The organism is Sphingomonas sp. TDK1 (assembly GCF_001650735.1).
Classification (GTDB): Bacteria; Pseudomonadota; Alphaproteobacteria; order Sphingomonadales; family Sphingomonadaceae; genus Sphingomonas.
Map to the genome: position 1 here is coordinate 404,732 of NZ_LXVY01000048.1, position 12,629 is coordinate 417,360.

The 12,629-nt window shown below is 67.1% G+C and carries 13 protein-coding genes and 1 pseudogene; 10 read left to right on the forward strand and 4 right to left on the reverse strand.

Annotated features, from left to right (window positions below):
- Window positions 1-19 precede the first annotated feature (19 nt).
- Window positions 20-2,011 (forward strand): TonB-dependent receptor, encoded by a 1,992-nt coding sequence (locus A7X12_RS24795; RefSeq protein WP_064314081.1) that lies wholly within the window; start codon window positions 20-22, stop codon window positions 2,009-2,011.
- Between the two features lie 24 nt (window positions 2,012-2,035).
- Here A7X12_RS24795 and A7X12_RS24800 read toward each other — a convergent pair whose 3' ends face one another.
- Genes A7X12_RS24800 through A7X12_RS24815 form a run of 4 tightly spaced genes read right to left on the reverse strand, consistent with a single transcriptional unit; the run spans window position 2,036 to window position 4,554 of the window.
- Entirely contained in the window at window positions 2,036-3,043 is a 1,008-nt protein-coding gene (locus tag A7X12_RS24800) for a nucleotidyltransferase domain-containing protein (protein WP_064314082.1), read from the reverse strand.
- Window positions 3,040-3,891 (reverse strand): HprK-related kinase A, encoded by an 852-nt coding sequence (locus A7X12_RS24805; RefSeq protein WP_064314083.1) that lies wholly within the window; start codon window positions 3,889-3,891, stop codon window positions 3,040-3,042. Before A7X12_RS24805 ends, A7X12_RS24800 begins: the two co-directional genes overlap by 4 nt.
- The gene (locus A7X12_RS24810) at window positions 3,879-4,154 is read right to left on the reverse strand and encodes an HPr-rel-A system PqqD family peptide chaperone (RefSeq protein WP_064314084.1); all 276 of its coding nucleotides are present in this window, start codon (window positions 4,152-4,154) and stop codon (window positions 3,879-3,881) included. The genes A7X12_RS24805 and A7X12_RS24810 overlap by 13 nt, the downstream gene beginning before the upstream one ends.
- Window positions 4,155-4,164: 10 nt before the next feature.
- Window positions 4,165-4,554 carry a hypothetical protein gene (locus A7X12_RS24815; RefSeq protein WP_064314085.1) on the reverse strand — a complete coding sequence of 130 codons (390 nt, stop codon included), beginning with the start codon at window positions 4,552-4,554 and terminating at the stop codon, window positions 4,165-4,167.
- Window positions 4,555-4,636: 82 nt separating this feature from the next.
- Here A7X12_RS24815 and A7X12_RS24820 point away from each other — a divergent pair, with 82 nt between their 5' ends.
- From A7X12_RS24820 to A7X12_RS24860, 9 genes and pseudogenes are all read left to right on the forward strand, one after another.
- The gene (locus A7X12_RS24820) at window positions 4,637-5,845 is read left to right on the forward strand and encodes a sensor histidine kinase (RefSeq protein ID WP_064314086.1); all 1,209 of its coding nucleotides are present in this window, start codon (window positions 4,637-4,639) and stop codon (window positions 5,843-5,845) included.
- A gap of 88 nt (window positions 5,846-5,933) precedes the next feature.
- Complete coding sequence (locus A7X12_RS24825; RefSeq protein ID WP_064314143.1) at window positions 5,934-6,965, forward strand: substrate-binding domain-containing protein; 1,032 nt, start codon at window positions 5,934-5,936, stop codon at window positions 6,963-6,965.
- Window positions 6,966-7,005: 40 nt separating this feature from the next.
- Window positions 7,006-8,382 carry a phosphate ABC transporter permease subunit PstC gene (gene pstC / locus A7X12_RS24830; protein WP_064314087.1) on the forward strand — a complete coding sequence of 459 codons (1,377 nt, stop codon included), beginning with the start codon at window positions 7,006-7,008 and terminating at the stop codon, window positions 8,380-8,382.
- A 40-nt stretch (window positions 8,383-8,422) separates the two neighbouring features.
- Window positions 8,423-9,664: a phosphate ABC transporter permease PstA gene (gene pstA, locus A7X12_RS24835; protein WP_232318685.1), complete on the forward strand. Its 1,242-nt coding sequence runs from the start codon at window positions 8,423-8,425 to the stop codon at window positions 9,662-9,664.
- Window positions 9,664-10,440, forward strand: coding sequence for a phosphate ABC transporter ATP-binding protein PstB (gene pstB / locus A7X12_RS24840; RefSeq protein WP_064314089.1), 777 nt, complete (start codon window positions 9,664-9,666; stop codon window positions 10,438-10,440). Before pstA ends, pstB begins: the two co-directional genes overlap by 1 nt.
- Window positions 10,440-11,141, forward strand: a complete 702-nt coding sequence (gene phoU / locus A7X12_RS24845; protein WP_064314090.1) for a phosphate signaling complex protein PhoU — start codon at window positions 10,440-10,442, stop codon at window positions 11,139-11,141. The genes pstB and phoU overlap by 1 nt, the downstream gene beginning before the upstream one ends.
- 9 nt (window positions 11,142-11,150) lie before the next feature.
- Window positions 11,151-11,843, forward strand: a complete 693-nt coding sequence (phoB, locus tag A7X12_RS24850; RefSeq protein ID WP_064314091.1) for a phosphate regulon transcriptional regulator PhoB — start codon at window positions 11,151-11,153, stop codon at window positions 11,841-11,843.
- A 128-nt stretch (window positions 11,844-11,971) separates the two neighbouring features.
- On the forward strand, window positions 11,972-12,256 hold the full coding sequence (locus A7X12_RS24855) for a hypothetical protein (protein ID WP_064314092.1): 285 nt from the start codon (window positions 11,972-11,974) through the stop codon (window positions 12,254-12,256).
- 141 nt (window positions 12,257-12,397) lie between these two features.
- Window positions 12,398-12,629: pseudogene (locus tag A7X12_RS24860) on the forward strand (calcium-binding protein); the annotation flags it as partial.

Below are 12,629 nucleotides of genomic sequence, written 5' to 3' on the forward strand. Positions count from 1 at the left end.
GTTCACGGAGTTTTCTTCCATGCGTACTGCCCTTCTCGCGGGCGCGGCCGTCGTCGCGTTCGTTCCCCATGCCTTTGCCGACACCGACCAGCAGGCGAACGACAAGAACACCATCATCGTCACCGCCGCCCCGTACGCTGTATCCAGTGACGAGGTGCCCACCATCGTCACGCATGTCGATCGCGACCAGATCCTGCGCAGCGGCGGCGCGAGCATCAGCGATGCGCTGGCCCAGGAGCCCGGTATCGCCGCCACCACCTTCGCTAGCGGTGCCAGCCGCCCGATCATCCGCGGCATGGACGCAACGCGCGTGCGCATCCTGGAAAATGGCGCCAGCAGCTCCGATGTGTCGGACATCGGCCCGGACCACGGCATCCCGGTCGACCCCTTCGCCGCCCAGAGCATCGAGGTTGTCCGCGGTGCCGGGACACTCCGATACGGCAGCCAGGCGATCGGCGGCGTGGTCAACGTCATCAATAATCGGGTGCCGATGAAGCTGCCGACCGAGACCTTCTCGGGCGAGGCCGTGGGCAGCTACGGCACCGTCTCGAATGTCGGCGAAGGCGGCGCGCTGGTCGACGCAAAGGCCGGCGCCATCGCGCTGCACGCCGACGGCTTCTATCGCGACGCGGGCAATTACGACACCCCGCTCGGCACCCAGCAGAACAGCTTCTTCCGCGGACATGGCGAGTCGGTGGGCGGCTCCTATTTCTTCGGCGGCGACAAGGCGAGCCATGTCGGCCTGTCGGTCAGCCAGTATGATTCGAAGTACGGCATCCCCAGCGACACGACGTATATCGACATGCGCCAGACCAAGGTGATGTCGCGCGACGTGTTCGCGGTGAACGCCGGTCCGCTCAAGTCGATCAACCTCGATGCGAGCTATGCTGACTATACGCATGACGAGAAGGAGCCGGACGGCACGATCGACACGACGTTCCGCAACAAGGAATTCGACGGCCACCTCGAATTCCTGCTGAACCCGCTGGGGCCGATCCGCAACTCGGCGTTGGGCTTCGAGATCCAGAACCGCAAGTTCTCCGCGATCGGGCAGGACAGCAGCTATCTGTTCCCCACCACCACGCAGAGTGAAGCGGCCTATCTGTTCACCGAACTGCCGGTAACCGACATCCTCCACCTCCAGGCCAGCGGCCGCGTCGAACATGTCCGCGAGGAAGGCACCCCCGCGTCCAACATCTTCACCTCGCGCGACTTCACGCCGGTGAGCGGCGCGATCGGCGCATTGCTCGACGTCGGCAGCCATGTGAAGCTGGGCTTTACCGGCTCCAGCACCGGCCGCGCACCGGCGATCACCGAGCTGTTCGCCCGGGGCGGGCATGACGGCCCCAACACCTTCGAGACGGGCGACCCAACCCTCCGCATCGAGCGCGCGAACTCGATCGAGGCGACCTTGCGCGTCAACCTGGACCGCTTCCACTTTGACGGCAGCGCCTATTCGACCTGGTTCAACAATTATATCTACGGCGACCTGACCGGCCGCACCTGCGACGATGACGGCACCTGCGCCGTGGGCGGCACCGGCGACCTCAAGGAACTGAACTACCGCCAGCAGGGCGCGCATTTCCGGGGCCTGGAAGGCAAGGCGAGCTACGACTTGTTCCACCGGAACGACAGCACCCTGCAGCTGACCGCGCTGGCCGACTATACCCGCGCGACGCTGGACAGCGGCGGCAACGTTCCACGCATCCCGCCTTATCGCCTGGGCGGCGGCGTGAACTGGCTAAGCCCGACGCTCGATGCGGCCGTGCAGTTCGTCCATGCCGGCGAGCAGGACAAGTTCGGCGCGTTCGACACCGCGACGCCGGGCTACAACAACCTCAACGCCAACATCGCCTGGCGCCCGTTCAAGTCGCAGCCGGGAATCGAGTTCGCGATCATCGGCCAGAACCTGACCGACGAGGTGCAGCGCAACGCGGCCTCGCTGAACAAGGATCTGGTGATCCAGCCCGGCCGCAACGTGCGGTTCATGGTGAAGATCGCCACCTTCTGATCGAAGGCAAGGGCGCCGGGCGGTTCAGGCCGGCCGGTGCCCCTTGCGCCATTTCGTCAACAGGTGCTGCGCGAGCATCACCGGTGGCATTCGAAGCCAGTGCGACCGGATATAGAAGCCCAGTTGCACGGCCTTGCGCGTCGAGCGTCCCCATCCGTCCCGCGCCGTCAACCGGCGATGAAACAGCGAGTCGAACGCATCCTGGCGGCGCCATTCCGGCGGTACGTCGGTGCCATAGAGCCGCACCGCCTGCCGCACCGCCCGCGCCATCGCGGCGCTCAGACCGTGATGCCCCGACCGTTCGGCCAGGCCATCCACTCCGAACTCGCCAAGCATGCAGTGGATATCCCACAGGTTCCGCATACCCCCTGCCAGATCGCCGTCGGCGAACAGATGCGCCGCCGCGTGGCACAGCATGTCCTGCGGATTGAGGATGCGCAGCCCGTTCTCCAGCGGCACGCTGTCCGCCAGCAGCGCCTCCGCATCAGGACGGATACGGGCGGTGAGCGGCAGGATCGTGTGGTGCACATCGATCATCTTGTCGCGATCGCGATGGATCAGCGGCGGCAGCTCGTGCATCCAGCGGCGATAATAGGCATCGTCATAGGGATCCGGCTTCACCCATTCCCAGCCCGCCGCCAGCAGCGCTGCCTCGACATCGTCGATCGCGTTGCGCGGCACCAGAATGTCGAGATCGCCGATCACCCGCCCCATCGACGGCGAGAGCCCGGCCGCCGTATAGGCGGTCCCCTTCAGCAGCACGACCGGCGCGTCGATCCCAGCCAGCGCCCGGCGCGCCATCTCCGCTTCCCAGAGCGCAGCAGTGCGCCCTTGCTCCGCCGAGGCGATCGCGTCGGCCACCAGCCGCGCCGCGGCCTCCGGCATCGGCAGGCCGGCAACGCGGTGCGCCAACGTGCCGGCAAGCTGCTCCGCCCGCGCCACGGCCCAGAGCGCATTCCAGTCCGACGCCGAGAGACTCTCGATCGTGCCGGGCGTGCGCAACGTACGCGCGAGGAGCAGCGCGGGGTTCATGCCAGTGCCTCCACCATCGCCAGCGCCGTCTCGGCATCGGGATAGTCGATCGCACGCGAGGGCACCGTCTGCACCAGGCGGGTGAGCGCCGTGAAGCCGCGCTCGGCAAGCGTGACATAGTTGGTGGAGCTCTGGGTGAGCCGCACGAATGCCTCGCTCGGCAGCACCGGCCGCTCCGCCGCTTCGAAACCGAAGCGGGGGAAAAGGATCAGGCACGGCTCGGCGGGTGCATCCATTGCGGCGATCGCTCGCGCATCGGGCACCAGGTGCCGGATTGCGCCCTTGGGCGTCCCCTCCAGCAGCGGCCCGAAGCGCGCTTCCGGCAGCGCCTGTGCCACCACCTCGATCGCCTCGTTCTTCAGGCTGACCAGCCGGGGAAAGGCATAAGCGAGCCCCGTCGCGCAGTCGATCAGTGCAAACTCGTCCCCCATCAGCCGCCAGCCGCGCGCCATCAACAGTGCGGCGAGCGTCGATTTCCCCGCGCCCGAGATGCCGGTCATGATCACCGCACGCCCGTTTCGTTCAACCATCGAGGCGTGGAGCAGGAGATAGCGCCGCAGCCCGAGCGCCAGCTGCAGGTTCATTCCCATCTCGGCGGCGAGCAGGCCCTGCGCCAGCGGCAGGGGTGCCGCATCGGGGATTACGAAATCGCCTGCGATATGCACCGAGGGCCGCAGCACTCGTCGCCAAGGCCGCGCCGCGAACAGGTGGACGTTGAAATCGGCGATGCCGTCCTGCGGGCCCGGATAGTCCCGGTACAGCGCGTCCAACGCCGCGATCGGGCCTCGCCAATGGCTGCCGATGCGAAAGCCGATCGGCCCGATCCGCAGCAGCTTCAAATGGCGCATGTCCGCTCCACCAGACCTGCCGCGACCAGTTCGTCCAGCCGCACCGCCAGCGCCGCCGGGTCGGGGTCGGCGAGATCGAAACGCTCGGCCAACACGGCCAGCAGCCCGCGCACATCACGCGGCCCTTCTCCCAGGATCTCGAGGATTTCCGGCACCGGCGCATCGACGATATGGGTGATCCCCGAGGCGCGGTGGTAGAGCAACGTCAGCGCGTCGAGCGGGACGATGCGCAGAGTCGTGGGGTCGGCGGCGCGATAATACACCGCCCCACCCTCAGCCGCGGGGCATCTGGAGCGACGCGAAACAGGTGAACCCGCTAGTGCCGCGCTGCAGGCGGCGGATGTAGTTGGTGTAGGCGCGGCTGGCCTGCGGGTCGGTGCCCGGCAACGTGCCGCCATTGAGCGCACGCTTGACGTCCTTCGCCTTGAAGTTGCGCCCGGGTGCCGGAAAGGCACCTGGCGTCCGTGCCGGCACCACGCGGCCATCCGGCGCGATATAACTGCCCGCACGGCCCGGATCGGTGACCGGAATCTCGCACTGCATGACCGATGCGTTGGTCTGCGCGAGCGCGGGGCGAATCGACACGATAGCGGCGGCGCTTGCCGCGCCCAGCATCAGCGCGCGCCGACGGGTCGGCTGGTCTTGGGGATTCGTATCGTCCATTGCTCCCTTGTTCTGCGCCAGCGCCCATTTCGCAATCGTAAATACAGGCTCGTCTTGGGACGATCGCACGCTAGAAGACGCCATGCTTTCGGCCCATGGCTTCCGAATCATCGTTGCACTTGGCGTTGCCGCGCTGTCGGCGCTGGTGGGCTTGCTGCTCAACGGCGACCTGCAGGTGGCGCTGGTGATGCTGGTCGGCACGATCGCCGCGGTGCTGATCGTGGCGATCGGCGGCGATCCTGCACCCGCGCCGCGCGACGATGCCGCGGTTGCGGAGCACGACATCGCGTTCGGGGAAGTCATCGAAGCGATTGCCGAGCCGGTGCTGGTCATTGCGGCCACCCGCGTCATCGCCGCGAACGGCCCGGCCCGCGCCCTGCTGGGCGAACATATCCTGGGCGAGGACGTGCGCCTCGCGATCCGCCATCCCGCCGCCGCAGAACGGCTGCTCGATCCGGGCGAGCAGCTTTCCGCCGCCCCGATCCACCTGGTCGGCCTGGGCACTCGCGAGCAGCGCTGGGAGATGCGTGTCCGCACGCTGGAGACCGGCGAGCGCGTCGTGCATCTGATCGATCGGACCGGCAGCTACACCGCCGACCGGATGCGCGTCGACTTCGTCGCCAATGCCAGCCACGAGCTGCGAACGCCGCTCGCCTCGCTGCTCGGCTATGTCGAGACGCTGGCGGACGGCGCGGGCGAGGAGCCGGAGATTCGCGCGCGCTTCCTCAAAATCATGCACGACGAGGCACGGCGCATGGACCGGCTGATCAGCGACCTGATTTCGCTGAGCCGGATCGAGGCGGAGAAGTATCGCGCGCCGGCGGAATCGATCCAGCTGGCCGATCTGATCCCGCAGGTCTGCACCGAACTCGCCGGCAGCCCCCGGGCCGCCGATGTGGTGACCGAGATCGAGACGGTGGCACCGGTGCGGGGCGACCGCACCCAGCTGAGCCAGCTGCTCCACAACCTGATCGGCAACGCGATGAAATATGGCCGCGCCGGCACGCCGGTAACGGTCTCGCTGCGCAGCGAGGGCGACACGATGGTGCGCTTCGCGGTGAGCGACCAGGGCGAGGGTATCCCGCCGGAGCATATCCCGCGGCTGACCGAGCGCTTCTATCGTGTCGATTCGGGACGTAGCCGGTCGCTGGGGGGCACTGGCCTGGGCCTCGCCATCGTCAAGCACGTGGTGGAGCGTCACCGCGGCCGGCTGGATATCGCCTCTTCGGTCGGGGTGGGCACCACGGTGACCGTGCGATTGCCGATCGAGCCGAATGTCATAAAGTCGTAACGCGATTGCCGGATGGGCAATGCGTGGGAAGCAGAGCCGCAGACTCCGCGATCCAAACACCGCCATTCTCGGGGAGCAAGAAGTGACGATGCTGGGTCGTCTAGCGCTGATCGCCTTCGGCCCGCTCGCCCTGTCGGCGTGCGATGGCAGCGCGACGCGTGAAATCCGCGTCGTCGGCTCCTCGACTGTCTATCCGTTTACGACCGCCGTTGCCGAGGCGTTCGTCAACGCGCGCAGCAGCCGCAAGGCGCCCGTGGTCGAATCGATCGGCAGCGGCGCGGGCCTGCGCCGCTTCTGCGAAGGCGTGGGCACGCAATTCCCGGATATCGCCAATGCCTCGCGCCGGATGACGCGATCGGAATATGCGCATTGCGAGGCGAACCAGGTCGGCGAGATCATGGAGATCGTGATCGGGCTGGACGGCGTGGCGCTCGCCGAATCGAACCAGGGGCCGAAGCTCGCGCTGAGCAAGCGGGACGTCTATCTGGCGCTGGCCGCCAATCCGATGGGCAAGCCCAACACCGCGCGCACCTGGCGGGACGTGAATCCTGCCCTGCCCGCCATCCCGATCCTGGTGATGGGCCCGCCCTCCACCAGCGGTACCCGCGACGCGTTCGTCGAACTGATGCTCGCGCCCGGCTGTATCGAGGCGGATCCGAATGCGGCGAAGCTCAAGGCCGAATCCGATCCCACCCATTTCGACGCCGAATGCCGCCGCATCCGCGACGACGGGCCCTATGTCGACAAGGGCGAGAACGACAATCTGATCGTGCAGGGGCTGGCGCAGAACCCCAATGCGCTCGGCATCTTCGGCTATTCCTATCTCGAGGAGAACCGGAACCGGCTGCACGGCGTGCCGATCGAGGGCGTCGCGCCTACCTATGCGACGATCGCGGACGGCCAGTATCCGGGCGCCCGCCCGCTCTATCTCTATGTGAAGAAGCGGCACCTGAAGGCGGTGCCGGGGCTGAAGGACTTCCTCACGCTGTACGCAACGCTGTGGGGGCCCGGCGGCCCGCTGGTGAAGCGCGGACTCATCGCGGCGCCCGAGACCACGCGGGCAGAGATGGCGAAGCGCGTGCAGGATCTCACCCCGCTCGACCCGGCCGCCCTCAAGTGACCCCGCCCGCCCTTCCCCGCTTCGCTGAGATGCTCCCCCGGTGAACCCGTTCGCGTTACTGTTCCTGATCCTCGGCCTGGGCCTGATCGGCTGGTTGACGGCGCGCGCCCGCGCGCTGCGTTTCGATCGCGGCGGCGCCAAGCGGCTGCACTCGCTGCCGGCCCAGCATGGCTGGTTCGTCGGCATGTGGACGGTCCTGCCGCCGCTCCTGTTCCTCCTCGTCTGGTCGGTGGCCAGCCCCGGCATGGTGCGGCAGGCGGTGCTGCAGAGCCCGGCCGCAGCGGGCCTCTCGAACTTCGCCTTCGAGCGCGACTCGGTCCTTGCCCAGGCGCGGATGGTCGCGCAGCATCCCTATGATGCGGACGTGGATCCGCTGGCGCGGCAGCTGGCTCCGGTAGTCGCCGCCGCGCGCAGCCGCGCCGCCTGGACGGGCACGGCGGCGGCGGCACTGCTCGCCTTTGCCGGCTTCTTCTTCGCGTTCAGCCGCATCCGCCCCGATTTCCGCGCACGCTCGAAGGTGGAACGGACGCTGATGATGGGCCTGCTGGTGGCATCGCTGATCGCGATCTTCACCACGCTCGGCATCTTCGTATCGCTCTTCTGGGAGTCGACGCGGTTCTTCAGCCAGGTGCCGATCACGCAGTTCCTGTTCGGCACCCATTGGAGCCCGCAGGTCATCGACGCCAAAAACCCCGGCGCGTCGCTGGGCGCGGTGCCGCTGTTCTGGGGTACCTTCTTCATCGGCGCGGTGATCGCGATGCTGGTCGCCATCCCGTTCGGGCTGATGAGCGCGGTGTACCTCACCCAATATGCGTCGGCGACGACTCGCCGCTGGATGAAGCCGACGCTGGAGATGCTCGCGGGCGTGCCCACGGTCGTCTATGGCTATTTCGCCGCGCTGACGGTCGCGCCGGCCGTCCGCAAGCTCGCGGTGCTGCTCGGCGATCCCTTCGCCTCGTCGGAGAGCGCGCTGGCGGCGGGACTGGTGATGGGGGTGATGATCATCCCCTTCGTCTCCTCGATGGCCGACGACTCGCTCGCCGCGGTGCCGACATCGATGCGCGACGGCAGCCTGGCGATGGGCGCCACGACCAGCGAGACGATCTCGCGCGTGCTGATTCCCGCGGCACTGCCGGGCGTGGTTGCGGGCGTGCTGCTCGCGGTGAGCCGCGCGATCGGTGAGACGATGATCGTGGTGATGGCGGCCTCGGGCGCCGCGACGATCACCCTCAACCCGCTGCAGAGCGCGACCACCGTCACCAAGCAGATCGTCGATCTGCTGACCGGCGAGGCCGAGTTCGACAGCCCCAAGACGCTCGCGGCCTTCGCCTTGGGCCTGACGCTGTTCGTCATCACGCTGCTGCTCAACATCGTCGCGCTGCGTGTCGTGAAGAAGTATCGCGAAGCCTATGAATAAGAACGCGGAGCGCCGTCCCACCGACTGGAAAAGCGCGGCCATGCAAAAGCGCATCCGCCGCCGCTACGCCGCTGAGCGTCGCTTCCGCGTCCTCGGTGCCGGCGCGGTGATCCTGTCTGCCGCCTTTCTCGGTTTTCTGCTGCTGACCATGGTGGCGCAGGGCTGGCGGGGCTTCACCGTCACCGAACTGGCCCTGCCGATCGATCTGAAGACCGACGGGCTCAAGATCGAGCGCGCCCATCTGGGCACCCCGGCCGCCGATCTCGCGCTGGCCGGTGGCGGTCTGGAAGACGCGGTGCAGAACGCCGCCACCCGCGCCTTCGGCCCGCAGGGCGATGACTACCTCGCGCCCAGTGCCTGGCTGAGCGTGCGCGAGGCGGTGAAGCGGGATCCGGGACTGCTGGAGCGCCGCGCCATCGTCTATGTCCCCGCCGCCACCGGCTTCGACCGGGCGCTTGCGGGCGACGGCGAGCCGGAGATGGAAGCCGGTGTCACCCGGTTGCAGCAACAAGGCGCGATCCGCCGGAGCTTCAACTGGGCGTTCCTGCGCGAATCGGATTCGACCGATCCGGTCGCGGTGGGCGTATGGGGCGCGCTGAAAGGCTCGCTGCTCACCATGGCGATCACCTTCCTGATCGCCTTCCCGGTCGGCGTGCTCTCGGCCATCTATCTCGAGGAATATGCCCCGAAGAACCGCTGGACGGACCTGATCGAGGTATCGATCAACAATCTCGCGGCGGTGCCCTCGATCATCTTCGGCCTGCTTGGCCTCGCGGTATTCCTCGGCACCTGGGAGATTGGCGGCCATGTCTATGGCCCGATGCTGCCGCGCTCCGCTCCGCTTGTCGGCGGCGTGACGCTGGCGCTGATGATCATGCCCGTCATCGTCATCGCCAGCCGCAACGCGATCAAGAGCGTGCCGCCGTCGATCCGCGACGCAGCCCTCGGCATCGGCGCGAGCCCGATTCAGGTGGTGTTCCATCATGTGCTGCCGCTGGCCATGCCGGGGATCCTCACCGGCACGATCATCGGCATGGCCCGCGCGCTCGGCGAAACCGCGCCGCTCTTGCTCATTGGCATGCGTGCCTTCATCGTCACCGCGCCGGGCGGCTTCACCGATCCCTCGACCGTGCTGCCGGTGCAGATCTTCCTGTGGTCGGACGAAGTCAGCCGCGGCTTCGTCGAGAAGACGAGCGCCGCGATCCTCGTACTGCTCGCGGTGCTGCTCGCGATGAACGGGCTCGCCATCTACCTCCGCAACAAGTTCGAGACCCGCTGGTAATGACCGCCCTCTCCCCCGCTCCGCACAAGATGTCGGCCCGCGACGTCAGCGTCTTTTACGGCGACAACCACGCCGTGAAGGGCGTGTCGATCGACATCGACATGGACAAGGTCACCGCCTTTATCGGCCCGTCGGGCTGCGGCAAGTCGACCTTCCTGCGCACCTTCAACCGCATGAACGACACCATCGCCAGCGCGCGGGTGACCGGCGAGATCACGCTGGACGGCGCGGACATCTACGCCGACGACATGGACGTGGTGCAGTTGCGCGCCCGTGTCGGCATGGTCTTCCAGAAGCCGAACCCGTTCCCGAAGTCGATCTTCGAGAATGTCGCCTATGGACCGCGTATCCACGGCCTCGCCGCGTCCAAGACGGATCTGGAAGACATAGTCGAACGCTCGCTGAAGCGCGCGGGCCTGTGGGAGGAAGTGAAGGACCGCCTGTCGGACAGCGGCACCGCGCTTTCGGGCGGCCAGCAGCAGCGGCTGTGCATCGCCCGCGCGATCGCGGTCGACCCCGAGGTGATCCTGATGGACGAACCGGCCAGCGCGCTGGACCCGATCGCCACCGCCAAGATCGAGGAACTCATCCACGAACTGCGCGGTCGCTATGCCATCGTGATCGTCACCCACAACATGCAGCAGGCCGCGCGCGTCTCGCAGCGCACCGCCTTCTTCCATCTCGGCCAGCTGGTCGAATATGGTGAGACCGACAACCTCTTCACCGCCCCCCGCGAGGAGCGGACGAAGGACTATATCACCGGAAGGTACGGCTGATGGCATCGGGCCACGAACATACGGTCAAGGCGTTCGACCAGGACATCAGCCAGCTGCGCGCGCTGATCTCGCAGATGGGCGGCCTTGCCGAACAGGCGATCTACGACGCGATGAAGGCGCTGCAGCGCGGCGACGAGGCGCTGGCCAAGACGGTGCGTAAGAAGGACAAGCAGATCGACGCGATGGAGGCCGAGCTGGAAAAGCTCGTCGTCCGCGTGATCGCGCTGCGCGCGCCGATGGCGGACGATTTGCGCGAGGTGATCGCCGCGATGAAGATCGCGGCGGTGATCGAGCGGATCGGCGATTACGCCAAGAACATCGCCAAGCGCGTCCCGATGATCCATGCCGAGGGCGAGGAGCGGATCGAAGCGGTGTCGATCCTGCCGGCGATGGGCCAGCTGGCCGCAGACATGGTGCGCAACGCTCTTGATGCGTTCTCGGCGCGCGATGCCAAGGCGGCGGCCGAGGTGCATGCGAGCGATACGGCGCTGGACGATTTCTACGACTCGATCTTCCGCACGCTGGTGACCTTCATGGTCGAGAATCCGCGCACGATCAGCCAGGTGGCGCACCTGCTGTTCGTTGCGAAAAATCTGGAGAGGATCGGCGACCACGCAACCAACGTCGCCGAAATGGTCTATTTTGCCGCGACCGGGCAGTATCTCGCCGAAGCAGAAGCCGGCGAAAGCAGCGGGAGCTGAGGGGAATATATGGCACGGGTCAAAATGCTGCTGGTGGAAGACGATGCCGCAATCGCGGAGCTCGTCACCTGGCACTTCAAGCGCGAAGACTATGAGGTGAAGCACACCCCCGATGGCGAGGAAGCACTACTGCTCGCCAAGGAGGCGACGCCGGACATTGTCCTGCTAGACTGGATGGTCGAAGGGCTGTCGGGCATCGAGGTGTGCCGCCGCCTGCGCCGCATGCCGGAGACGGCGAACGTGCCGATCATCATGCTTACCGCGCGCGGCGAAGAGGAGGATCGTGTCCGCGGCCTGGAAACCGGTGCCGACGATTACGTCACCAAGCCGTTCTCGCCGCGCGAACTCGTCGCCCGCGTCGGTGCGGTGCTGCGCCGCGTGCGTCCGGCGCTGGCCGGCGAGGCGCTCACCTATTCGGACATCGAGATGGACACGGTGGGCCACAAGGTCCGTCGCGGCGGCGAAGTCATCCAGCTGGGGCCGACAGAATTCCGCCTGCTCAAGCATTTTCTCGAGCATCCGGGCTGGGTCTTCTCGCGCGAGCGGTTGCTCGATGCGGTGTGGGGCCATGACAGCGACATCGAATCGCGCACCGTCGACGTCCACATCCGCCGCCTCCGCAAGGCGATCAACAAAGGCAACCGGCCGGACATCATCCGCACGGTACGATCGGCAGGCTACGCGCTCGACGCGGGCAACTGACCTGTACGCACGATGAACCGCGGAACTTTTTGGGGGTCCGCGGTTTTTCGGGAAACTTCTGGCGGTCACCGCGTTTGGCTGACCGGATGTGAATATGCACATCCGTGTAGCTTTGCAGGAGACAGCAAATGAAGCTGATCGCAATGGCAGCCGCGTTGACGCTCGCCAGCCCGGCGCTCGCCCAGACGACCCCTACCACCCCCGTCAGCACCGCTCCCGCCGCAGCGGAGCCAGGCGGCTATGCGCCCGCGACGATGTGGGTGAACGGCCAGCCCCAGCCGGGCGACAAGGTGGTGTTCGAGCCCAGCCGGCTCAACCCCAGCCAGGCTTTCCCTCCCCCGCCCGCGCGCGACCATTATCCCGTCTGCAAGCGCGGCCAGACCGACGAATGTGTACAGCGCAGCGGCCGCTGACACTGCCTGACGAGGTTGCGGCGGGCGCGGCAATGTCGCGCCCGCTGCCACCGTTCCGCGCTTCCGCAGAAATATAGGTGCAACAAACTCCGCACCACGGGCGTTCGCACTGGGCCTTTCGATCAAGAAGGAGTGCACCAGATGAAGTGGATGCTTCTCGCCTCGGCCCTTGCCCTCAGCGGCACCGCCGTCGCCCAGAACATGCCGGCCCAGACCACGCCGGACCAGACCCAGACAGCACCGCAACCTGCGCCGATGCCCGGCCAAACAGCGCCGCAGACCGATCCCGCGGCGCCGCCGCCCGCGCCGATGACCGGCACGATGGGCGCCGGCGAAGCCTCGCCGCCCCCACCGCCCCCGCCCCCGCCGGGTT